Below are 23,504 nucleotides of genomic sequence, written 5' to 3'. Positions count from 1 at the left end.
CCCGATCTGGCTGCGCCTAGTGGAGGGACCCGGCCTCCTCGAAGGCCGCGTCGTGGCGCATCTTGTCGCTCATCCCGCGCGCCTTGAGGTCACGCCGGATCTCGTTGGGGAGTGCGAAGAGCAGGCTCTCCTCGGCCGCCACCACCGGCTGCACCTCCCCGAAGCCGCGCTCAGCCAGGTAGGTCAGCACGTCCCTGACGAGGACCTCCGGCACGGACGCTCCGGACGTCACTCCCACGGTGGAGACGCCCCCCAGCCAGCGCTCGTCGATCTCGTCGGCGTAGTCGACCAGGTGACCCGCAGTGGAACCGTGCTCGAGGGCGACCTCGACCAGACGCACGGAGTTCGAGGAGTTCCGCGAGCCGACGACGATCATCAGGTCACACTGGGGAGCCATCTGCTTGACCGCCAGCTGCCGGTTCTGCGTGGCGTAACAGATGTCGTCGCTCGGTGGGTCCTGAAGCGCTGGGAACCGGTCGCGGAGCCTGCGTACCGTCTCCATCGTCTCGTCCACCGACAGCGTCGTCTGGGACAGCCAGACGACCTTCGCCGGGTCGCGCACGGTGACGTTCGCGACGTCGTCCGGCCCGTCGACGAGCGTGATGTGCTCGGGTGCCTCACCGGAGGTGCCGACGACCTCCTCGTGGCCCTCGTGGCCGATGAGCAGGATGTCGAAGTCGTCGCTGGCGAACCGGACCGCCTCACGGTGGACCTTGGTCACGAGCGGGCAGGTCGCGTCGATCGTCTTGAGCCGTAGGGCGGCGGCCTCCTCGTGCACCACAGGGGCGACGCCGTGCGCGGAGAAGATCACCGTGGCTCCCTCGGGCACCTCGTCAGTCTCCTCGACGAAGACGGCCCCGCGCTTCTCCAAGGTGGTCACGACGTGCTTGTTGTGGACGATCTCCTTGCGCACGTAGACCGGCGGACCGTACAGCTCCAACGCCTTCTCCACGGTGACCACGGCACGGTCCACGCCCGCGCAGTAGCCCCGCGGCGCGGCGAGGAGCACGCGTCGGGTGGGCTGTTCGGTGGTCTCCGTCATGTCCCCATCGTAGGTTGCCGGGCCGGGGGGGCCGAATCGGCCGGGCGGTGGAGTCACCCGACCGCAGGACACCGGCGCCGGCGCGGTGGCACCTCCTAGAGTGAGGGTCGTGAGCGGCCCAGAAGAGCGAGCGGCGCTGCCGGAGAAGGCGGCTGACACCACTGCCGAGTCACCCTGGCCGGTCCGGCTGTTGAGCCTGAAGATCGCCGACTACGTCGAGAAGATGTCGGTCCTGTGGGTGGAGGGCCAGGTCGTCCAGCTCAACCGCCGGCCGGGCTCGCGGACGGCGTACCTGACCCTTCGTGACCCCGACGTGGACATGTCGCTGTCGGTCGCCATCTCCACCAACGCCCTCGACGCCATGCCCGTCCAGCTTGACCAAGGAGCGCGCGTTGTCCTCCAAGCCAAGCCGGTCTTCTGGACCCAGCGCGGCTCCCTCATGCTCGACGCACGTCAGATCCGCCCGGTGGGGGTCGGCGAGCTGCTGGCCAGAGTGGAGCACCTGAAGCGCACTCTCGCCGCCGAAGGCCTCTTCGACCCCGACCGGAAGCGGCCCCTGCCGTTCCTCCCCCGGACCATCGGCCTGATCTGCGGGCGGGCCAGCGCAGCCGAGAAGGACGTCGTGGAGAACGCGCGCCGACGGTGGCCGACGGCGTGCTTCGCCATCCGTGAAGTCGCCGTCCAGGGCCCCACCGCGGTCCAGGAGCTCACCGACGCCCTCCGCGAGCTCGATGGGGAGGTCTTGGTGGACGTGATCGTCATCGCCCGCGGGGGCGGCTCGGTGGAGGACCTCCTGCCGTTCAGCAACGAGGCGCTGGTGCGGGCGGTGTCGGCGGCTCGGACCCCCGTCGTCTCCGCGATCGGCCATGACGTGGACACCCCGTTGCTGGACCACGTGGCCGACTGGCGCGCCTCCACGCCCACCGATGCGGGAAAGCGGGTGGTCCCCGACGCCGAGGCCGAACGCCACGGCATCCTCCTCGCGCGGGAGCGGGCCCGGCGGGCGCTGGCCGGCCGCCTCGCCGGCGAGCGCCGCCACCTGGTCGCCATCCGCTCCCGCCCGGTGATGGCCAACCCGGCCGCCATGATCGACGCGAGACGGGCCGAGCTGGACGCCCTGACGCAACGGGCGCACCGCCGGGTGCTGAGTGCCGTACACCGCGCCGGCGACCAGATCAGCCACCTTCGCGCCCAGATTCGCACGCTGTCGCCCCTGTCCACTTTGGAACGGGGATATGCCGTCGTGCAACGGCGTGACGGGCGCGTGGTCCTCGACCCCCTGGACGTCTCCGTCGACGAGCTGGTGCGCGTGCGGGTCGCCCGAGGAGACTTCGCCGCCCGGGTCGTCGGGCTGCCGTCGACGTCGGGCTAGGCTGCCTGGCCATGGCGAAGGCTGGAGAGGACGAGGACCGGACGTCGCAGGACCCGACGTCGCAGCAGCCTGACCCTCAGGTGGACCTGGCGGGCCTGTCCTACGAGGCGGCTCGTGACGAGCTCATCGGCATCGTGGCGCAGCTGGAGGGCGGCCAGGTCGGTCTGGAGGAGAGCATGCGGCTGTGGCAGCGGGGCGAGGCGCTGGCCGCCCACTGCAGCACGTGGCTCGACGGTGCAGAGGCCGCTCTGGCCGACGAGGACCCTCAGTAGGCCTGCGGTGCGCTCAGGGCTTCGACACAGGCTGGAGCTTCTCCGCGAAGGCCGTGAGCTCCTGGAACGTTCCGGTGCCCGTGATGATCGTGGTGAGGCCGTTGGCGTCGGCGGGCTGCGCCACCAGGCTGTTCTGGACCTTGACGCCGCGCACGTACGTGTCCCAGGTACGGCCGGCCGCGGACAGCGTGCCCGTCAGGCGGGCGCGGTTCGTCTGCGCGGCCACCCATTCGGCGGTCGCGCCCTTGGTCTGCTCGACGGCGACGTAGTTCTTGCTGGGCGAGGTGTACCCGGCGTGCCAGGTCATCAGCCCCGCGGTCGAGCGGACGTAGCGGACACTCGTCGCGTCCCACCCCTGCGGCAGGCCGAGCGGCCGCTCGATGGGCCAGCCGGTCTCCTTGGCCACCTCCACCGCGGCGGCGGCCACGTCGACCGGGGGCTGCGAGACGGTGTTGACCCGCGGAACGACGGCGATGAGCAGTGCGACGAGCGCACCGATCACCAGTAGGGAGCGGACCATGTTCGCCACCGAGCCGTTGGCGTAGGAACTGCGGGGGGCGGGCGCGCTCACCTGCCCATCGTCCACGACCGTGACCGCCGAACGCCAACCGCCCCCCGCCACCGATAGGCTCGGGGCGCTCACCCGCCGCCGCGTGAAGGATCGATGCATGTCTGAGCAACACCTCCCCTCAGCACTGCGCGTGGGTGTCGAGGCACCCGACCGCAACCTCGCCCTGGAGCTCGTCCGCGTCACGGAGGCGGCCGCCATGGCTGGTGGTCGATGGGTGGGCAAGGGCGACAAGAACGGTGCCGACGGCGCCGCCGTGGAGGCGATGCGGACCCTGATCTCCACGGTCTCGATGAAGGGCGTCGTCGTGATCGGCGAGGGCGAGAAGGACGACGCTCCGATGCTCTACAACGGCGAGGAGGTCGGCGACGGCAACGGTCCGGAGTGCGATGTGGCCGTGGACCCGATCGACGGTACGACCCTGACGGCCAAGGGCCAGTCCAACGCGGTCTCGGTCCTCGCAGTGGCAGACCGCGGCACGATGTACGACCCGTCGGCGGTCTTCTATATGGAGAAGCTGGTGACCGGTCCAGAGGCGGCCGACGTCGTGGACATCCGGCTTCCCGTCCGAGAGAACGTCCGTCGCATCGCCAAGGCGAAACGCCAGACCGTCGAGGACGTCACCGTGGTCATGCTCGACCGCCCGCGCCACGAGCAGCTCGCCAGCGAGGTCCGCGAGGCGGGCGCCCGGCTGCGCTTCATCTCGGACGGCGACGTGGCGGGCGCCATCATGGCCGCGCGCGACGACACCGGCATCGACCTCCTGCTCGGCACCGGAGGCACCCCCGAGGGCATCATCGCCGCCTGTGCCATCAAGTGTCTCGGGGGCGTCATCCAGGGTCGGCTGTGGCCGCGCGACGACGACGAGCGCCAGCGCGCGATCGACGCGGGCCATGACCTGGGTCGGGTGCTGGCCACGGATGACCTCGTCCGCGGCGAGAACTGTTTCTTCGTCGCGACGGGTATCACCGACGGTGAGCTTCTGCGTGGGGTGCGGTACCGCGCGGGAGGGGTCACGACCCACTCGCTCGTGATGCGCTCCAAGTCAGGCACCATCCGGCTCATCGAGAGCCACCACCAGCTCGCGAAGCTGCGGGCCTACAGCTCCATCGACTTCGACCACGCAACGGCGCATCGGGCGGAGCCGCGGTGAGCCAGCGCCTGCTCGTGATCGGCGAGGCCCTGGTCGACGTCGTGACCGACGCGTCGGGGGAGTCGGCGGAGCACGTGGGCGGCAGCCCGGCGAACGTCGCGGTGGGCCTGGCACGGCTCGACCACGTCGTCGACTTCGCCACCTCCCTCGGCCGGGACGAGCGCGGCACCCGTATCGCGGACCACCTCAGGCGCCATGGGGTCACCGTCCTGCCGGAGAGCTTCGGTGACGCTCCCACCTCCGTGGCCGTTGCGACGCTCGACGGCGACGGCGCCGCCACGTACGACTTCGACCTCCACTGGGACCTGCCGGAGGTGAGGCTTCCGGCCGGGACCGCGCATGTGCATACGGGCTCGATCGGGACCGTGCTGTCACCCGGCGAACGCAGCGTCACCACGGCACTGCGGACCGTCCGTGAACACGGGACCGTCTCCTACGACCCGAACATCCGGCCCAGCATCATGGGCGACCTCGACAGGGTCCGCGACCGGGTCGAAGAGCTGGTCGGCCTCAGCGACGTCGTGAAGGCAAGCGAGGACGACCTGGACCTGATGTATGGCGGGCAGTCGGCCGAGCAGGTCATGGCGAGGTGGCTGGAGCTGGGAGCCTCGCTGGCCGTCGTCACCCTGGGCGGTGAGGGTGTGTCCTTCCTCGTGCGTGGCGGTCAGGACCTCGGGACGGCGCCGACCCGGGCAGAGCGCGTCGTGGACACCGTGGGGGCCGGCGACTCCTTCATGGCGGGGCTGGTGTCAGGCCTTGTTGTCTCCGGCCTGCTGGGGCACCCGGCCGCCCGCGGCCGGCTACGAGACGCGACCCTGGAGGACGTCCGGCCCGCCATCGACCGTGGGCTGGCGACCAGCGGGGTGACCGTCGGAAAGGCCGGCGCCTACGCGCCGAGTCTGGACGAGCTGTGAGCCGTCGAGGGGCCGTGCAGCAACGACCGCCGACGATAAGGGAGACGACTTTCTCCACCTCAACCGTCAAGCCGATGGCGATGTCCATCTCGAAGCGACCAGGACTGCTATGACCTCAGAATCCACCGTCACGCCCGACTCCACCGTCACGCCGAACTCCGCCGCCACGCCGGACTCCACGCCGGACTCCGCGACGGCCCCCGACGAACCGGTCGCGCCCGACCCCGCGACGTCCAGCACAGACGACACGTCGGACGAGCAGCCGGCGTCGTCGCAGGGCTTCGCGGACCTGATCGCCGCCAACCAGTCCTTCGCCGCGCGCTTCACCCTGGGCGGCTTCGACGGCATCGCCCATCGAGGCGTCGCCGTGGTGACGTGCATGGACTCTCGCATCGACCCCTTGCGGATGCTCGGGCTCTCCCCGGGCGACGCCAAGATCTTCCGCAACCCCGGTGGCCGGGTGACCGCAAACGCCCTGGAGGCGCTGGTCCTCGGGGTGCACCTGCTGAACGTGCAGCGCATCCTCATCGTCCCGCATACGAAGTGCGCCATGGCGAGCAACTCCGAGGCCGAGCTGCGGGAGCGGGTCGGCGCCTCCGCGGGCCAGGACGCCTCGTGGCAGGGCTTCCACGTGGTCACCGACCAACGGGAGGCGCTTCAGGCGGACGTGCGCGCGGTCAGGTCGCACCCGTTGATCCCCGACACCGTGGCGGTGGGCGGTTTCCTGTACGACGTTGACACCGGCCTCCTGGACCAGCTCGTCTAGCGCACCGCACGAGGACCCGGTGCGCGTAGTCGCCAGACCACGATCTCGCGACCGTTGAACTGGCGGTCAGCCAGTAGATCCAAGGCCGACTCGTCCACAGCACCGGCGGAGCGATCTGCAAGGAGCCACCGCACGCCGTGCTGTCGCCAAAGCCCCACCAAGCCGTCGGCGGTGGGCGCCGAGAAGGCGGCGAGCTCCGCGTCGAGCCGACCGGGGTCCCAGAATGGTGTGTTCGTGAAGCGGGTCGGCGACGTCCATGCCGCCTGCAGTGCTCGTGGCGCGTATCCCCAGCCAGAGACGTCCACCTGACGCGCCGTGAAGGCCGACACGGTGAAGTCCAGCGCCGCACATCCCGAAGGTGCGGCACGGCTCCGCGCCGCTGTCAGGCAGTAGCGGTTCGTCGCCACGACATCCTGCTCCGCCGAGCTGCGGCGTATGAGGTCAGCGGCACGAACGAGCTCGGGGGTGGTCACCATGAGTCCGGCCCTGCGAGCAGCCGCCGTGGCCCGCTGGCTGGCTTCGCTCTCGGTCAGGCCGTCACCCCGATGGACGTGCAGCCATGTCCCGAAGCAGCCGGTCCCCAACATCGCGCCGACGAGAGCGACCGCTACGAGCGACCAGGGGGGCCGCCGTCGGTCGTGACGCGGTACGAGGTTCAGTGCCGCGGTCACGAGGGCGAGAGCCACGACGACCGCCGCGACACTCGACCACAGCTCTACGTGCGGCCGCAGCCACGTCCACGTCTGCTCTCCGGAGGAGACGCCGAACGGTCGTCTCTCGCGCACCGCCCGCGCCGCCTCTGCGACCCAGGCGGTGCGCGGAGACACTGCGGGCTGTCGGTACGCCACCACGCAAGCCACCAGGAGGCCGGCAGCTACTCCCCCGGCCGCGACCACGAGAGCACCCGGCCGGGACCAGGCCGACAGCCGCCCCCAAGCCCCCTCCAGTCCCAGCACGAAGCCGGCGGCCGAGCCGACGACCGCAACGGGATACGCCGAGACGAGGAAGAAGACCTCGCTCGCCGAGGGATGACGGAGCATCAAGGTTGCCCCCAAGCCACCGACCAGACTCCCTAGCGGGATCCACAGGGCCGGTTCAGACCTCGGCGCTCTCGTCAGGAGCAGCAGGCCTGCCAGCCGGGGCAGGGTTGGCAGCAGGTAGACCACGCCAAAAGCAGTCATGACCAACGGGGGGGCCCCGACAGCACCCGCGCCGTTCCCCGGGAAGTTCCGGACCGCGACATCGACGGTCTCCTGCTGCACCACGGCGACCAGACGCGCCCACGGCCGCAGGATGAGACCGTAGCTTCCCCCGGCATAGATCGTCACGGCGGCTATGCCGAGAACCGCTGCGGTCCCGACGAGGAGCAGCATGGTCCGGCCGGCCTGCCGCCATCGGCGGACCAGGACGGCCACCAGAAGGGCCAGCCCGAGCCCGGTCGCCAGAACGGGCAGCTGGGACGACTTCGCCCCCGCTGCCAGGACGAGGAACGGCACCAGCAACCGGGTGGGGGCGACCCGGTCCGGCACGCCACGCCTGACGAATGCGACTGCCAGACCTAGGCACGCCACTCCTGCCACCCAGCCCAGCGCCTGTGGCGGGCTGTCCTGCCAGTACACGGTGAGGGCCTCCAGCGAACCGCCGTCGGCATTCCAGCGGGTCGGTATGCCGTTGGGGACCACCCACCGTGTGGCGAGGCTGTTCCCCACGACCGCGAGCAGTGCGGCCCCGAGCACCCCCGCAGCGGTCCGGTCTGCGAGCTGACGCGCCACCACTGCGCCGAGGGAGACCAGCATCGGGACCAGGAGGCTCGGCATGAGCCTCAGCACGACATCGATCCGGTCTACGCCTGGGCAGGCGATGAGGTGAGCCTGGATGGCGTAGACGAACCAGTGGTAGGAGAGCGGCTCCCCCGCCACCATCGGGTAGTCGGGCAGGAGATGGTGCTGGAGCTCTCCGGTGAGGGCCAGCTGAAACGTCATGTCGTGGATGTAGGAGAAGCCCGAAGGTCCCGGGCGTGGGGGCAGCCCTCGCAGAGCTGTCGACAGCATCCAGGCGAGCGCGACGAGATGGCAGGCAGCGAGCCCGATCGTCGCCCGAACGCCCCAGCCCGCTGCCGGCCGAGCCAGAACCCGGGCGCGGGTGAACGGAACCGCCAGCAGCGCCACCGTGACCGCCAGCCCGAAAACCAAGGACCCGGGTGGCCACGGAGCCACCCGGTCCACGCTCCAGCCGACGAGAGCAAGCACCAGTCCTGCGGCTGCACCCCACGACAGATCCTCTACCAGCGCACCCGCCACGGGCCGCAGCGCTCGCACGACGACGAAGCCGGGCATCACCAGTCCGAGGCAGATGGAGGTCAGCCACGCCGCCACGCCGATCGGAGCGCTACCCGTGCCGACCAGCGCCGCGACATAGGAGCCCGCCACCACCAGGGCAGCCAGCACTGCCGCCATCCCAGCCAACCCCGATCGTGGGGTGCGGGGCAAGGACGTTGTGTGGGCCATCGTCTGCCCTCCGGCTACGAACGACACCGCCTCACCGTAGACCGTGGAACGTCGTCATCCGGAACGTGGCCCTGCGTCTCAGTGCACCGAGGCGAGCAGTAGACCGACACCCACGAAGAGTCCACCGAAGATGCGGTTCAGCCGACGTTGGCCCGCTTGGCTGCCGGTCAGGCGGCGTAGCCCACGCGCGGCGATCGCGAAGACGAACCACATCACGACGACGTCGACGACGACGACCGTGGTGGCCAGGACCGCATACTGCGTCAGGATGGGACGGTCGGTTCTGATGAACTGCGGGGTGAAGGCCAGGAAGAAGACGATGGCCTTGGGGTTGGTCAGGTTCACGAGCACTCCCTGGCGGAACATCGCCCAGTGGGACACGCGTGACACCGGGGTCTCTTCGTCGACGGGCTCCGGCCGTGCCCGAAGCTGCCGCACCCCTAGCAGGACGAGGTACGCAGCGCCGGCATACCTGATCGCGTTGAAGAGCAACCGGGACTGTGCGACGAGGACCCCCACCCCCGCCGCCACGACGGCGATGTGCACCAGGAGGGCGACCTGCTGGCCCAGGATCCCCCAGATCGAGCGGGCCCAGCCGGAGCCGATGGAGTTCGTCATCGTGTTGATCGCTCCCGCTCCCGGCGTCAGGGAGATGAGCACGGCAGCGGCGAGCAGGGTGAACCACAGCGACCACGACACGTCGGCGAGTGTAGTTCGCCGGCCTCCGCGATCCTGAACCGAGGAGCAAGGAGACGGCCATCGGCACGGTGCGGGACGGGCGGTTCGAGGGCCTGCCCGCCCAGGCGGCGGTGCGCTACGAGGCGGCCCTTGTGCGAAGCACCTCGGTGGCCTTCTCGACCGCGACGCTCGCTGCGGCGTCGATGTCGTCGGGAAGGGCGCCCACGAAGGTGAGCGAGAGGACCGTGTCGCCGACGCCTGTCGTGACCAGGGTGATCTCCGTGCCCGCCAGTGGGCCGCTGGTGGCGGTCATCCGCGCGGACAGCGGCTTCTGGCCGTACCTCGGTGGTTTCACGGGGCGGACCGTCACGGTGGAGGTGCCGGCTCCCGGGATCGAGACGGCCACCTTGCCGCACGCCGCGATGGCGGCCTTGAACCTGGCCTGTAGCGCTGCGACGGGCGCCGCGCTCCCCAGGGCGTCGATCGACTCGTCGATGAAGGGGCCGCTCTGCCCACCGGACAGGGACACGTCAGCGGTGGCCGTCGAACCTGGCGCAGTGGCCGCGTTCGAGAGCTTCACGAACGGTGCGCATCGCGGGTTCGTCGACGCCATCTTGACACCGGGGTCCTTCGAAGGCGGCTCTACCGCGAAGCCGGACGGGGCGTCGCTCAGCTCCAACAGCGCCTTCTTCAGCTGCGCCGCGGTTCGGTGCACCAGCGCCGGCCTCGCCGAGGCGGAGGCAGACGGCTGACTGGCCGTAGTGCTGGTGGCAGTGCGGGCGGAGGGAGTCGAGGTAGTGGTGGTGGACGCAGAGGCCGACGACGTCGTACTCGAGGCCGCGGTGGCCTGGGAGGTCGCCGGGCTGGTTCCCGTCGCCTTCGGTGACCCACCGCAGGCGGTGAGCACAGCGACGGCCGCGACGGCGGCCAGTGGAGCGCAGGAGCGGAGAGTGGGAGTCACGCGGGCAGGCTACGTGTTCGCAGCTGCGGCATGGAGGCGATTTCGGCCACTTGCGTCACAAGGAGAGACGAGCCTTGACCACGTCCACCAGGCGGTCGGCCACCGCCTTGGCGACCGTCTCGTCGGCAGCCTCCACCATGACCCGCACGACCGGCTCGGTCCCGGACTTGCGCAGCAGGACCCGGCCGGTCCCAGCGAGCTCCTCCTGCTCCACCTTCACCGCCGACTGGAGCTCCTCGTCCGACTCCACCCGCGACCTGTCGACGCCCTTGACGTTCACGAGAACCTGCGGCAGCCGGGTCATCACCGAGGCCAGCTCGGCGAGAGACGTCCCGGTCGAGGCCATCCGGGCGGCCAGCATCAGCCCCGTGAGTACTCCGTCACCGGTCGTCCCGTGGTCGAGGAAGATCACGTGGCCGCTCTGCTCGCCGCCGAGCGACAGCCCTGCCGCTCGCATCTCCTCCAGGACGTAGCGGTCGCCGACCCCGGTCTGGCGGACCGTGATCCCTTCCCGGCGCATCGCCTGGATGAGCCCAAGGTTGCTCATCACCGTCGCCACGAGCGTGTCCTGGGCCAACGTTCCTCGCGACTTCATCGCCACGGCGAGGATCGCCATGATCTGGTCCCCGTCCACGTCGTTGCCGTCCGCGTCCACGGCAAGGCACCGGTCCGCGTCGCCGTCGTGGGCGATCCCGAGGTCCGCTCCCCTGGCCACGACCGCGGCACGCAGGTGCTCGAGGTGCGTGGAACCATACCCGTCGTTGATGTTGAAGCCGTCCGGCTCCGTGCCGATCTCGTGGACGGTCGCGCCGGCGAGGCGGAACACCTCGGGCGAGACCAGGCTCGCCGCGCCGTGCGCGCCGTCGATGACGATCGTGAGGCCGTCGAGGCGGTTCGGCAGGACGGCGAGAAGATGCGAGATGTACCGGGTGTGCCCGTCCGGCATCGTGACCACCCGGCCGACGTCGGGGCCCGTCGGGCGTTCCCACTCCTGGTCGAGCCGCGCGGCGATCTCGTCCTCGACGCTGTCGTCGAGCTTGTGTCCGCCCGTCGCGAAGAACTTGATCCCGTTGTCCGGCATGGCGTTGTGCGAGGCCGAGAGCATGACCCCGAAGTCGGCATGCGTGTCAGCGGTGAGGAACGCGACCGCCGGTGTGGGAAGCACGTTCGCCAGGTACACGTCGACGCCGGCGGACGCCAGACCGGCGATGACGGCAGCGGAGAGGAACTCTCCGGAAGCGCGCGGGTCACGCCCCACCACAGCCTTTGGCCGCCTGCCGTGTCGGCGCGCCTCGTCCCCGAGGACGTGCGCAGCGGCGACGCTCAGGCGCAGGGCCAGCTCGGCGGTGATGTCGACGTTGGCCAAGCCACGGACCCCGTCGGTCCCGAACAGTCGTGCCATGGGGTGAGCCTTTCTGGCTGTCAGGTGCACCGGGTCCACGGGGAGCCGGGACCGGGCGCGCCCGGGTCGGACGAGCATCTGAGCGAACCTACCGCCGAACGCCGCGATGGCGGCACCCGACAAGCGGGTGCCGCCATCGGCGGGTCCTGCCGTGAGCGCGGATCAGCGCTTGGAGTACTGCGGAGCCTTGCGGGCCTTCTTCAGACCGGCCTTCTTGCGCTCAGGGACGCGAGCGTCGCGGGTCAGGAAGCCTGCCTTCTTCAGGGCGGGACGGTTCAGCTCCTCGTCGACGCCGTTCAGCGAGCGCGCGACGCCCAGTCGGACCGCGCCCGCCTGGCCGGACGGGCCACCACCGTGCACGCGGACGAGCACGTCGTACGCGCCGTCGAGCTCGAGCAGCGTGAGCGGCTCGTTGACGATCTGCTGGTGGACCTTGTTGGGGAAGTACTCCTCGAGCGTGCGCCCGTTGATCTTCCACTCGCCGGTGCCAGGCACGATGCGCACGCGGGCGATCGCCTGCTTGCGGCGGCCGGTCGCGGCACCGGGCGCCGACGCGCTCGGACGACGCGCGGCCTCGCCCGAGACGGGGCCTTCGGACTCGGAGGTGTACTCGGTGAGCTCGACGTCTTCGGTCGAGTCGTTGATGTCGGTGGTGTCAGCCACGTGGTGTCCTCAATTCGCTTTCTGCACAGGCCCTTTGCGGACTTACTGCGCGACCTGTGAGATCTCGAAGGGCTGCGGCTTCTGCGCAGCGTGGGGGTGGTCGGAGCCGGAGTAGACCTTGAGCTTGGTCAGCTGCTGGCGGCCGAGGGTGGTGCGGGGCAGCATGCCGCGGACGGCCTTCTCGATGGCCTTCTCGGGGCTCTTGGCCAGGAGCTCCGTGTACGACGTGCTCCGGAGGCCGCCCGGGAAACCGGAGTGGCGGTAGGCCTTCTTCTGTTCGAGCTTGGCGCCGGTGAGGGCCACTTTCTCGGCGTTCACGATGATGACGAAGTCACCACCGTCGACGTGCGGCGCGAAGGTGGTCTTGTGCTTGCCGCGCAGCAGGATGGCCGTCTGGCTCGCGAGGCGACCCAGGACGACGTCCGTCGCGTCGATGACATGCCAGGTCCGAGTTACCTCGGCCGGCTTGGGAGTGAAGGTGCGCAAAGTAGGTGCCTTACGTGTGTGCTTCCGTGGGGCGTATGCCGCGTGCGCCCGAGGCGCTCGGCCCGCGGACCGATGGGTGTCGCCTGCGAGGGCGCACGGCACAACAGTCACCAAGTCTACGGACCGTCCGACGCAGACCCAAATCGCCCGGCGTGCGGCTGCAAACCGGCCCTGACCTGGGCAGATGCATCTCCACCATACATTTGCACAGAACTTGTGCAAATGTATTGTGCAAAGGTATTGTGCATCCATGGCCGCTGAACGACCCTCGGAAAGCGCCGGGCTCACCGGCATCCGCCTCGACGCTCGGGCGATCAAGGTCCTCGCGCACCCGCTGCGGTCGCGCCTGCTCGGCACGCTGCGCAAGGGTGGTCCGGCGACAGCCACGGACCTTGCCACGGCGCTCGGTACGAACTCCGGGGCCACGTCGTACCACCTGCGCAAGCTGGAGTCCGTGGGGCTCGTCGCCGACACCGGCGAAGGTGAGGGTAAGCGTCGGTTGTGGCGGGCCTCCACGGAGAGCCACCAGTACGAGCCCAGCGACTTCGCCGGTGACGAGGACGCGGAGACCGCCCTCAACTGGCTCGTACGCGACTACATGCGCCACTTCGCCGAACAGTTCGAGAGGTGGCTGGACGTGGAGGCGACCTGGCCGGCGCAGTGGCGCGATGCGGCAGGGATGAACGACTCCTTCGTCATCGCGACCTCCGAGCAGGCCGAGGCGATGAAGGCCGAGCTCGACGAGGTCGTGGCCCGGTACCGCCGCGTGGGACAGGGCAACCCGAACGCCCGGCGCCTTGCGGTCTACAGCGTGATCTACCCGCTCGACCTCGACCGCGCACCCCGCGGGAAGGACCAGCCATGACCAGCCAGGTGCTCTCTCCCACGGCCGCCCGGCGGGTGTTCCTGACGCTCACCGTGACCCGCTGGTTCCCCATCGGCCTGGTCTTCGGCATGATGACGCTCCTGCCGCTGGAGCGCGGGCTCAGCGTCACCCAGGCGGTCACGGCGTTCTCGCTGTCCGGCTGGGTGGTCTTTGCGCTCGAGCTGCCGACGAGCGGCTTCACGGACGCCTTCGGCCGCAAGCCGGTCTACGTCGTGGCGGCCCTCGTCCAGATCGGGGCCGCTGTCGTCCTCCTGCTCGCGCACACGTTCTGGATGTTCGCCCTGGGCGCCGTCCTCATGGGGGTCTTCCGGGCCCTGGACTCCGGGCCCCTCGAGGCGTGGTTCGTCGACACGGTGCACGCGAGCGAGCCGGGTGCAGACGTCGACAGGTCGCTGGCGGCACAGGGCACGCTCCTGGGTGCCGGGATCGCGACGGGGGCCCTTGTCTCCGGTGGGCTGGTCTGGTGGCACCCCTTCACGGAGTCCTCCGCCCTGGTGCTGCCGTTCGCCGTCTACACGGCGCTGACAGCCGTGCATCTCGCCGTCGTCCTCGTGCTGCTTCGCGAGCCTGCGCCGCACGTCGACAGCACCCGGGCCCGTCGCGCCGTGCAGTCCGCCAAGGAGGCGCCTGTGGTGGTCCGCGAGGGGCTGGCCATGCTGAGACGGAACAGGATTCTGAGAGGGCTCGTCATGGTCGAGGTCTTCTGGTCGATCGCCATGGTCGTGTTCGAGACGTTCCAGCCCATCCGTCTGGCCGAGCTGCTCGGCAGCGAGGACAGGGCCGGCGCCGTGATGGGACCCGTCGCCTCCGCCGGCTGGGCCGTCTTCGCGCTCGGCTCGGCCCTGGCCGGGGCCACCTCGCGGCGGATCGGGGTGGCCCGGACCGCCATCCTGGCCCGGGCGCTCAACGGGCTGGGCGCCATGGCGATGGGCCTCGTGGCCGGTCCGGTGGCGCTCGTCGCCGCGTACCTGGTCACCTACGGTCTGCACGGCACCGGCGGGCCGATGCACGGGGCGCTGCTCCACCGCGAGGCCACGGCCACGAACCGGGCCACGGTGCTGTCGATGAACTCGATGATGGCCTTCGCCGCCTACTCGCTGACCGCGCCGCTCCTGGGGTTGCTGGCCGACCGGACGTCCAACCAGGTCGCCATGGTGACGGCCGGCGCGGTGAGCATCCTCGGCGCCCTCTGCTACCTGCCTGCGCGACGACACGAAAGGGCCTCGCGCCTGCGCGCGCAGGAGCCGGTCGCGGCCTAGGTGCGACCCGGCCGGCCGGCGTCTGAGCCGGTCCGGTCGACCGCCACACTGAGGCTCATGCGTGCCTTTCTCGCCGGAGTCCTCAGCACTCTGCTCGTCCTGGCTCTCGCACTGTTCGTGCTTGTGCTCTCCCTGCCCGTCGCTGACCGCCCGCCGAACCCTCCGAGGCCGTCCGAGGGCGGTGCTGGAACGCCGGCGTCGGTGGCCAAGGGCGAGACCTGGCTGGGCGGCGTGGACCTGTCGAGCAGCCACGTGCTGACGTCCGACGGGCCGCTGTCCGACGTCCATGCGACTGGTGCCGGAGTCCGGCTCACCAGCCGGGGGTTGCGCGCCGACCGGCTGGACCTGGAGGCCGTCATCCCGTTCGCCACGGCCTCCGCCCAGCTGGGCGACGGCGTGGAGCTGTATGCCGCGGGAAACGGTCGCGCAGGGATACGCCGCACCGCCACCCTCCTGGGGCACCAGGTCGCCATCAGGGCCACGGGTACGGTCCGCGCCGAGAGTGGTCAGCTCGTCATCGAGCCGGAGACCGTCGACCTCGGCGGCGGTCCGAGCGTGCTGGATTCGGTGCTGTCCGCCGCTGCTCGGCGCTTCGTGACCTTCCGGCACACCGTCACCGGCCTCCCCGGAGGCCTGCGGCTCACAGCGGTCGCGGTCGGCCAGGCGGGCTTCGAGGTCCGCCTGGCCGGCACCGCAGTCGAGCTCACGTCGTGAGCGGGACCCGCCTTCGCGGAGTCGCGCCACCGCTCAGTGCTGGACGAACACCGCCACCGACCGCGCGGGCACCATGGCCGAGCCCGAGGCGGCATCCCAGCTGGCACCCTTGACGACCGTGTCCGATCCGCCGGCCTGGACCGGCGAAAGGGACAGCGCAGCACCGGCGAGCCCGGGCACCTTCTGGTTCACGGATGTCGGCGACGCGTTGAAGACCACCACGAGCCCACGAAGCGCGGGGTCGCTGTCCACGCCCTTGCTGTCGTCGATGCGCATGGCGATCACGCCCGGGTGTGCGTCACCCGTACCGCTCGCGGGGAAGGAGAGCTTGGCGTTGATCTGGTCGGCCGAGCCGAGCCGGAACAGTGGGCTGGAGAACCGCAGCCGCAGGAGGTCCTGGGCGGCAGCGGTGGCCGTCGCCACCTCGCCGGCGCTCGGCTTGAGGGCGGCGTTGCCCAGCAGTGGCTTCTGGTACGACCACTTCGCCTGGTTGTCACCCTTGAGCGGCAGACCATGCCCGAAGCCGTTGTCGGCGCCCGTCCAGTCGAGCGTGTTGAACCAGTCGCCGCTGTCATAGCTGTTGCGGTCCAGCGACTTGCTGCGCAGCAGGTCCGCGCCCGCATGCCAGAAGGAAGGTGTCTGGGCGAGCGCTGTAGTGGCCAGGGAGAGTGTGTTCATCCGCACCCGCTCGGCCATCGTCGTGGCGACGGGCAGCTTGTACGTCAGAGTGTCGAACAGGGTCTCGTTGTCGTGGGCGTCGACGTACGAGATGACCTCGTCCGGTTGGTCGGCATAGCCCGCCGGTTGCCCGTTGTAGTCCACGTCCTTCCCGGCCGTCAGGGCACCGTCCTGGTTCAGCCGCAGGGTGAAGGTCCGCAGGTTCCCGGCAAGACCGAGCTCGACGAGGTCCGTGTCGTGCTTCAGCCGCGCCGCCGCGTCCGGGTTCGCGGCCGCGTCGCCGTTGGGGTCCGTCGCCTCGCCGGAGCCGAAGCCCTGGACGTGCGGGTTGTCGTCGAACGGCCCACCACCTCGCACAGCGTCGCGCAGCCGGTCCGAGAAGGTGCCGATGTGCGTCCCGCCGAGCTGGCCCTGGGTTGCCTGGACGAAGCGCGCGTTGTTCGCGACCTCGCCGAAGTTCCAGCCCTCGCCGTACAGGTACACCTTCTTCCCGTCGACCCCGTCCCTGGCCGGCGTCAGCTCGTCGAGGGCTGCCCGGACGGCGAGCAGGTTCTCCTTGCTGTGGTGCCCCATGAGGTCGAAGCGGAAGCCGTCGACCCTGTAGTCGCGGGCCCACAGCACGACGGCGTCGACCATGGCCTTCTGCGCCATGGCGTGCTCGGTCGCGACGTTCTGACAGCAGGTCGAGGTCTCCACCGCACCGGTGGCGTTGAGCCGCTGGTAGTACCCGGGCACGACCTTGTCGAGCACGCTCGTCGGTGCCTGCCCGGAAGCCGGGGTGTGGTTGAACACCTGGTCCAGCACGACGCGAAGGCCGTCACGATGCAGGCCACCCACCATGGTGCGGAACTCGGCCACCCGCGACCCACCGTCGGCCTTGGCGGGGGTCGAGGCATACGAGCCCTCCGGCGCCATCCAGTGCCAGGGGTCGTACCCCCAGTTGAAGGCGTCCTTGGCGCGCACCGCGTCGACGCAGGCCTGCTGCTGCTCGCTGTCGGCGGGATAGGACTTCAGGTCGCATTGTGGCGTCGCCTGGTCGGCGGGACTCTCAGGGATGGAGGCGATGTCGAAGGTCGGCAGCAGGTGCACCGTGTTGAGCCCCGCCGCGGCGAGGGCCTTCAGGTGCTTGGTGCCGTTGCCGTTCTCCGCGAACGCGAGGTAGGACCCCCGGTTCTCGGCGGTGACCGTCGGGTCGGAGACGGAGAAGTCGCGCACGTGCAGCTCGTAGATGGTCGAGTCGACGTTCTGCCTCAGTGGGGGCGAGCTCGTGGTCCTCCACAACGACGGCTGGTACGCAGGGTCGCGCAGGTCGACGGCGACCGAGCGCGTGGAGTCCAGCGTCAGCGCCACCGAGTACGGGTCGGTCACCTGGGTGGTCTCGACCTTCCCCGTCTTCGGCACGTACACCGTGACCTCGTAGAGGTACCGGGCGTTCTTGGGGCCCACAGAGGCCGACCAGGAGCCGTCGTCCGCGCGCACCATGGGCGTCCTTGTCGCCGTGCTCACCGACGCGTCCGCCGAGGCGCCAGGAGACCAGGTGAGCAGGTCGACCTGCTTCGCCGTCGGCGCCCAGACGCGGTACGCCGGACGGTCGCCATGGAAGCTGACCCCATACCGACGGTCCGACGCCGAGGCGGCGTACAGGTCGTCGAGGACCGCAGCGATCTGCACGCCGGTCGCGTCAAGCAGACGGTTGAGCGAGTCGTACATCCCGACCGCCACCTGACCCTTGAGGATCTCGGGGACCTTCTGTGCCGTCTTCCGGTCGAGTCGCAGCGCCAGGTACCCCTTGAGCTCGGGATGGTCCGCGACCACCGCTGCCGAGAGCCCGGCCGGGTCGTACGTCAGGGCCGCGGACGAGCCACCGGTGATGTCCTCGGCATCCACGGTCAGCCCGCCGGTAGCCGACCACGCGAGGCGCCACCTGAGCAGCGCCGGGTTGGCGTCCGAAGGCACCATCGCCGCCGGCCAGGCGATCGTGTCCCGGTCGACCCAGACGGCCCGCTGCTTGGACAGGTCCGGGGCAGCGCCGGCGCGAACCGCCTTGGCCGTGGCCACGTGGGTGCCCAGGACGTAGGAGATCGACACGACCATGCCGTCCGAGGGCACCGTCAGGGAGATGTTGCCGCCGCCTGGCGCGCCGCCTGCCCCGTAGTTCTCGTCCCAGCTCAGGCCGTGCGCGATCTTGAACTCGTAGGTGCCGGCAGGGATCTGGTCACTCGACCAGGTGTACGTTCCGTCCCCGTCCGGGTCCTGAAGCCACGGGCGCATGCAGTCCGGGCTCCAGTCTCCGGGGCATCCCAGCTCGGACTGGAAGGAGCCGGGGGCCGTGATGATGGGGCCCTGCGCATCGGAGGTGACCCAGTGCGTGGCGTGGTCGTAGTAGAACGACACGGGGCCGGCCGGGGCGGTGTAGCTGATGTTGTCGCCACCCTTGACCGCCCCCGCACCGTAGTTCTCGTCCCAGCTCTTGTTGATGGCCACCTTGTAGGCGTACGGGGCGGCGGGCAGCGTGTAGGTGCCCTTCCAGATCTTGTCCTTGGGGTCCAGGGCCAGCTGCGCCTGGGCGCAGTCCGGCTGCCAGTCACCGGGGCAGCCCATCTCGCTGTTGTGGTCACCGGGCACGGATACGTTGTCCGGCTGCGTGACGGGGCCCACGCCGCCGGCGCCGCCACCGCTCGCCTTCGGCTCCCCCACCACGCCGTACGACGAGGCCGCAGACAGGTGCCCCGCGGAGTCCTTGGCAATGGCGCGGTACTCCAGCAACGTCCCCTTCGCGATCCCGCTCACGTCGTGGAAGACCCGGTATGGCGCGTTGTCGTCGGTGCCCAGAGCCGTCCACGCCGTCGTCCCCACCGGACGGTAGACGAAGCTCACCTGGGCGAACGTGTTGTCGGGAATGGCAGCACCGATCTCGGCGCGCCCCCCGACGACGTCACCGGCACCGGGCGAGGTCAGGTACACCGCGGGGGCGGACCTCGGCTTGTCCATCGGCGAGGTCGCCCGCCAGACCGCCACCGACTGGGCCGGCAGGGTGACCTGGAGGCTGCCGTCCTTCGCCGACCGCACGCTCGAGCCGGTGCCGTAGAGGGGCGCGAAGGTCTGGTTGTGGCCGTAGGTCGCGAACTTGGCCGACTTCGGCTCCGTCGCGTTGTTGAGCGCGACGACGTACTCCACCCTCTTGTCCCTGTCGATCCGGGAGAACGCGAAGACGCCCGCGGTGCTGCTGGCGTAGCGGTGGACCTGCGCGCCGTCCGCCAGGGCGGGGTTCGCCGCCCGTAGCGCCGACAGCTCCTTGATGTGCTGGTAGAGCGGCGCGGAGCTGTCGTAGCGGTCCCTGGATCCGGACGGCCCGGCGAGCACCGGCTCCGACGCGTACTGGCTGACCTTGGTGGCGAACATGTCCTGGCGCGCGTCCTTGTCACCGCCGGCGCCGATGAAGCCCTGCTCGTCGCCGTAGTAGGTGATGGGCTGGCCCCGGGTGAGGTACATCAACGAGTCCGCCAGCTTGACGCGGTTCAGGTACGCGGGGTCGGTGACCGCACTGGTGCCCTTCAACATCATCGCCACCCGTCCCATGTCGTGGTTGCCGAGGAAGGTCGGCAGCTCGTAGGCGTTGGAGTCGGTGTCGGTGTAGTAGTCGTCGTCGGCGTAGAGGTCGCGCAGGTCCGTCCCCGACTTCGCCTGCGCCCAGTTGACCGACTGCGCCTGGAAGCCGAAGTCGAGCGTGGCGGGCAGCTTGCCGGTCGTCGTGTACTGCGACATGAACGACGGACGCGAGTCGTAGACCTCGCCGAACATGAAGAAGTCGTCGTTGCCGTCGTGCTTGGCCTGCTCCAGCATGGCCGGGCTGAACTTCTGCCAGAACTCCATGTTCACGTGCTTCACCGTGTCGATCCGGAAGCCGTCGACGCCGAAGTCGACCCACGCCTTGTAGATGTCCTCCATGCCCTTCTCGACGTCCAGCTTCTCGGTGAACAGGTCGTCGAGGCCGACGAAGTCGCCGTACTCCGCGGACTCCCCGGCGAACGTGGAGTCGCCGCGGTTGTGGTAGTTGGTCCGGTCGTTGAGCCAGGCCGGGACCTTGGCCGTCGCGTCCGCCGGGGTGTTGAAGACCGGGTGGTACGGGAAGGAGGTCGCCGGGTCCAGGGTCGGGAAGGTCGGCTTCTCGGCGTACGCCTTGTCGTCGAAGGCCTGCCCAGTGGCGTCCTTGTACGGGTAGGTCCCCTTGTCGCGGTAGGTGTACTGGCCCTCCGAGTAGTTGATGACGTCCGCCGTGTGGTTCGTGATGATGTCGAAGAAGACCTTCATCCCCTTGGCGTGCGCCGCGGAGATGAGCGCCCGGAGGTCCGCGTTCGTACCGAGGTGCGGGTCGACCTGGGTGAAGTCGGTGATCCAGTACCCGTGGTAGCCGGCGCTCTCGTCGCCCGCAGTGCCCTGGACAGGCTTGTTCTTGAAGGAGGGCGTCAGCCAGATCGAGGTTGTGCCCAGGTCCTTGATGTAGTCGAGCTTCTCGGAGATCCCCTTGAGGTCACCCCCGTGGTAGAAGCCCTTGTCGGTGGGGTCGAAACCGGTCTGCAGCCGTGTCCCGGTCAGCCCACCCTCGTCGTTGGACGGGTCGCCGTTGGCGAACCGGTCCGCCATGACGAAGTAGTAGCGCTCCTTGGTCAGCGGAGCGCGCAGCGAGTCGTGGGCCCGCGCCTGGTCCGCCGCGGTCGCCGGCCCGGACAGCTCCGTGGGCCTGATGCCCACCTGGTGTGATGCGTCGTCGTAGGAGAACTCGATCCTCGCCGGACCTTCGAGGACGAGCGGGATGTTGGCTCCGCCCTTGGCGCCGCCGGCCCCGTAGTTCTCGTCCCAGGCGTGGTTGATGGCCACCTTCAGCTCGTAGGTCCCAGCAGGCACCGTGAAGACCTTGCTGAAGGTGGTGCCCGTGCCCTGCTGCGTGAGGTCCGTCGCCGTACACCCCGGGTCCCAGTCCCCCGGGCAGCCGATCTCCGACTGCAGTGACCCGACCAGAGTCACAGTGCGGTCGGCGGCGCCGGCCGTCGACGCGGTGAACGGAACCATCAGCCCTGTGACCAGGGCGGCTACGCCGAGCGCAGCGAAGAGGGGCTTACGGGCCATGTCGCGTCCTTGCGGGGTAGGCGGTCTTCGTCTCAGCGTGCGCAGGGCGAGCCTGCGAGTGCATGCCCCCACACGCTCCCATGCCCGTCAAGTGGTCAGCGCAGGCGCGAGACCCGGCGCTCGTCCCATACCGGCTCATCTGCCTCGTACACTCGGCCATCGCCACCGAACACCAGAAACCGGTCGAAACTCCGCGCGAACCACCGGTCGTGCGTCACGGCGATCACCGTCCCCTCGAAGGCCGCCAAGGCCTCCTCGAGCGCTTCGGCCGAGTGCAGGTCGAGGTTGTCGGTGGGCTCGTCGAGCAGGAGACACGTGGCTCCGGACAGCTCCAGGAGCAGGATCTGGAAGCGCGCCTGCTGGCCGCCGGACAGCGAGTCGAACGTCTGCTCCGAGGCGCGTGCCAAGCCGTAGCGGTCCAGCACGCGGGCCGCCTCCTCGCGAGGACGTCCCGGGCGGTGGTCGTCGCCCCGGTGCAGGATCTGCAGCAGCGTGCGACCGCTCAGTGCCGGCTGCTCGTGCGTCTGGGCGAACCAGCCCGGCCGCACCCGAGACCCCAGCCGTAGGCGACCCGTGTGGGCGACGGGTGGTGGCACCACGTCACCCACCGGACGGTGCTCGGCGTCGGGGTCGCTGCCGCCCGCCGCGACCAGACGCAGGAAGTGGGACTTACCCGAGCCGTTGCTGCCCAGAACGGCTACGCGCTCGCCGAACCACACCTCGAGGTCGAAGGGCCTCATCAGGCCGGTGAGCTCCAGTGCCTGCGCGATGACCGCGCGCTTGGCGGTCCTGCCGCCCTGGAGCCGCATCCGGACGTTCTGCCTGGTGGGAACGGCCTCTGGAGGACCGGCGTCCTCGAAGCGCCGCAGCCGGGTCTCCGCCGCCTGCAGCTTGGGTGCCATATCGGAGTTGTAGGCGGCCTTCTGCCGGTACATCAGCACCAGGCCCCTGAGCTTCGCCTGCTCCTCGTCCCAGCGGCGGCGCTGCTCCTCCAACGTGGAGTTCCGGTGCTCGCGGGCCGCGTGGTACGTCGAGAACCTTCCGGCGTGCACCCACAGGGTGGACCCTGAACTCCCCGGCTCCAGGGTCGCGATCCGGGTTGCCACCCGGTCGAGGAGCTCACGGTCGTGGCTGACGAACAGGACCGTCTTGGGCGAGGCGATCAGCTGCTCCTCGAGCCATCGCTTGGCCGGCACGTCGAGGTAGTTGTCCGGCTCATCGAGGAGCAGCACGTCCTCCGGGCCACGCAGCAGTGCCTCGAGGACGAGCCGCTTCTGCTCGCCACCGGACAGGGTGGTCACGGTGCGCCACTGCGCCTTGTCGAAGGGCATGCCAAGAGCGGCGACCGTGCAGACGTCCCAGAGCGTCTCGTACTCGTAGCCGCCGACGTCCCCCCAGCTGACCAGCGCCTGGGCGTAGGCCAGCTGGTCAGCCTCCCGGTCGCGCTCCATCATGGCGAGCTCGGTGCGGTCGATCTCGGCTGCCGCATCGCGCACCGGCGGGGGCGCCACGGACACCAGCAGGTCGCGGACGGTGGACTCGTCGCGCAGCTGGCCGACGAACTGGCGCATCACTCCCAGCCCTCCCGAGCGGGTCACCGCGCCGTCGTGCGGGGCGAGATCGCCGCCGACGATCCTCCCGAGGGTGGTCTTGCCTGTTCCGTTCGGCCCGACGAGCGCCACCTTGGCGCCCTCCCCGACGCGCAGCGAGACGTCGCGGAGCAGCGGCCGGCCGTCGGGCAGGACGAAGCTCACCGAGCTGATGTCGAGATGACCCACAGGGGCAAGGGTGCTGCACGAACGGCGGCCGAGTCATCCGGATATCACCTGCGGCTCGGCTGAACGACCGACCTACGGGTAAAGGGTTCCCCAAGGCTTCCAGAAGTCGCGCAACCGACCCATCCCGCCCTGCGACCATCGGGGTGCCTTCCCCTTGGTCTGCCCCCTTGGTCTTCCTTGTCTCCCCTCGGCTCCCCCCTCCCTGCCCTCGTCTTTCCCCGGACATCAGCGGCCTCCCCTGGCCCTTCCCACCCTCGTAAGGACTTTCGGTGGTTCCC

At 70.0% G+C, this 23,504-nt stretch carries 18 protein-coding genes; 8 read left to right on the top strand and 10 right to left on the bottom strand.

From position 1 onward, the window contains the following. Positions 1–16 precede the first annotated feature (16 nt). Positions 17–1,042 carry a 4-hydroxy-3-methylbut-2-enyl diphosphate reductase gene (locus PHA84_RS07570; RefSeq protein ID WP_270887478.1) on the bottom strand — a complete coding sequence of 342 codons (1,026 nt, stop codon included), beginning with the start codon at positions 1,040–1,042 and terminating at the stop codon, positions 17–19. A gap of 109 nt (positions 1,043–1,151) precedes the next feature. Here PHA84_RS07570 and xseA point away from each other — a divergent pair, with 109 nt between their 5' ends. Both xseA and PHA84_RS07560 read left to right on the top strand, forming a co-directional pair. Next, on the top strand, positions 1,152–2,414 hold the full coding sequence (gene xseA / locus PHA84_RS07565) for an exodeoxyribonuclease VII large subunit (protein WP_270887477.1): 1,263 nt from the start codon (positions 1,152–1,154) through the stop codon (positions 2,412–2,414). A gap of 11 nt (positions 2,415–2,425) precedes the next feature. Next, positions 2,426–2,686, top strand: a complete 261-nt coding sequence (locus PHA84_RS07560) for an exodeoxyribonuclease VII small subunit (RefSeq protein WP_270887476.1) — start codon at positions 2,426–2,428, stop codon at positions 2,684–2,686. Positions 2,687–2,699: 13 nt separating this feature from the next. Here PHA84_RS07560 and PHA84_RS07555 read toward each other — a convergent pair whose 3' ends face one another. Further along, the gene (locus PHA84_RS07555; protein ID WP_270887475.1) at positions 2,700–3,257 is read right to left on the bottom strand and encodes a DUF4245 domain-containing protein; all 558 of its coding nucleotides are present in this window, start codon (positions 3,255–3,257) and stop codon (positions 2,700–2,702) included. 97 nt (positions 3,258–3,354) lie between these two features. Here PHA84_RS07555 and glpX point away from each other — a divergent pair, with 97 nt between their 5' ends. From glpX to PHA84_RS07540, 3 genes are all read left to right on the top strand, one after another. Continuing rightward, positions 3,355–4,407, top strand: a complete 1,053-nt coding sequence (glpX, locus tag PHA84_RS07550) for a class II fructose-bisphosphatase (protein WP_270887474.1) — start codon at positions 3,355–3,357, stop codon at positions 4,405–4,407. Then, on the top strand, positions 4,404–5,321 hold the full coding sequence (locus PHA84_RS07545) for a carbohydrate kinase family protein (protein ID WP_270887473.1): 918 nt from the start codon (positions 4,404–4,406) through the stop codon (positions 5,319–5,321). The genes glpX and PHA84_RS07545 overlap by 4 nt, the downstream gene beginning before the upstream one ends. A 109-nt stretch (positions 5,322–5,430) precedes the next feature. Next, on the top strand, positions 5,431–6,087 hold the full coding sequence (locus PHA84_RS07540) for a beta-class carbonic anhydrase (protein WP_333742238.1): 657 nt from the start codon (positions 5,431–5,433) through the stop codon (positions 6,085–6,087). Here the strand turns inward: PHA84_RS07540 and PHA84_RS07535 are convergent. The 6 genes from PHA84_RS07535 to rplM form a co-directional block, all read right to left on the bottom strand. Then, complete coding sequence (locus PHA84_RS07535; protein ID WP_270887472.1) at positions 6,084–8,543, bottom strand: hypothetical protein; 2,460 nt, start codon at positions 8,541–8,543, stop codon at positions 6,084–6,086. The genes PHA84_RS07540 and PHA84_RS07535 overlap by 4 nt on opposite strands. Positions 8,544–8,672: 129 nt before the next feature. Further along, a complete protein-coding gene (locus PHA84_RS07530; RefSeq protein ID WP_270887471.1) occupies positions 8,673–9,293 on the bottom strand; it encodes a LysE family transporter in 621 nt (206 codons plus the stop codon). A gap of 115 nt (positions 9,294–9,408) precedes the next feature. Continuing rightward, positions 9,409–10,233, bottom strand: coding sequence for a hypothetical protein (locus tag PHA84_RS07525; protein WP_270887470.1), 825 nt, complete (start codon positions 10,231–10,233; stop codon positions 9,409–9,411). Between the two features lie 55 nt (positions 10,234–10,288). Next, the gene (gene glmM, locus PHA84_RS07520; RefSeq protein WP_270887469.1) at positions 10,289–11,635 is read right to left on the bottom strand and encodes a phosphoglucosamine mutase; all 1,347 of its coding nucleotides are present in this window, start codon (positions 11,633–11,635) and stop codon (positions 10,289–10,291) included. Between the two features lie 162 nt (positions 11,636–11,797). Further along, on the bottom strand, positions 11,798–12,298 hold the full coding sequence (rpsI, locus tag PHA84_RS07515) for a 30S ribosomal protein S9 (RefSeq protein ID WP_270887468.1): 501 nt from the start codon (positions 12,296–12,298) through the stop codon (positions 11,798–11,800). Positions 12,299–12,340: 42 nt separating this feature from the next. Further along, positions 12,341–12,784: a 50S ribosomal protein L13 gene (rplM, locus tag PHA84_RS07510; RefSeq protein ID WP_270887467.1), complete on the bottom strand. Its 444-nt coding sequence runs from the start codon at positions 12,782–12,784 to the stop codon at positions 12,341–12,343. A gap of 250 nt (positions 12,785–13,034) precedes the next feature. Here rplM and PHA84_RS07505 point away from each other — a divergent pair, with 250 nt between their 5' ends. From PHA84_RS07505 to PHA84_RS07495, 3 genes are read left to right on the top strand one after another with little or no spacing between them, the layout of a single operon-like run. Beyond that, positions 13,035–13,649 (top strand): ArsR/SmtB family transcription factor, encoded by a 615-nt coding sequence (locus PHA84_RS07505; protein ID WP_270887466.1) that lies wholly within the window; start codon positions 13,035–13,037, stop codon positions 13,647–13,649. Further along, entirely contained in the window at positions 13,646–14,929 is a 1,284-nt protein-coding gene (locus tag PHA84_RS07500) for an MFS transporter (RefSeq protein WP_270887465.1), read from the top strand. Before PHA84_RS07505 ends, PHA84_RS07500 begins: the two co-directional genes overlap by 4 nt. Before the next feature lie 57 nt (positions 14,930–14,986). Further along, positions 14,987–15,643, top strand: coding sequence for an LmeA family phospholipid-binding protein (locus PHA84_RS07495; protein WP_270887464.1), 657 nt, complete (start codon positions 14,987–14,989; stop codon positions 15,641–15,643). Positions 15,644–15,676: 33 nt separating this feature from the next. Here PHA84_RS07495 and pulA read toward each other — a convergent pair whose 3' ends face one another. Together pulA and PHA84_RS07485 are read right to left on the bottom strand one after the other, a co-directional pair. Then, the gene (pulA, locus tag PHA84_RS07490) at positions 15,677–21,448 is read right to left on the bottom strand and encodes a pullulanase-type alpha-1,6-glucosidase (RefSeq protein ID WP_270887463.1); all 5,772 of its coding nucleotides are present in this window, start codon (positions 21,446–21,448) and stop codon (positions 15,677–15,679) included. A 95-nt stretch (positions 21,449–21,543) separates the two neighbouring features. Further along, positions 21,544–23,226 (bottom strand): ABC-F family ATP-binding cassette domain-containing protein, encoded by a 1,683-nt coding sequence (locus tag PHA84_RS07485; RefSeq protein WP_270887462.1) that lies wholly within the window; start codon positions 23,224–23,226, stop codon positions 21,544–21,546. Positions 23,227–23,504: the final 278 nt, after the last annotated feature.

The organism is Pedococcus sp. 5OH_020 (genome assembly GCF_027812955.1).
Taxonomy (GTDB): domain Bacteria; phylum Actinomycetota; class Actinomycetes; order Actinomycetales; family Dermatophilaceae; genus Pedococcus.
The sequence above is the reverse complement of the archived record's forward strand: the minus strand, read 5'-3'. Positions and strand labels throughout refer to the sequence as shown.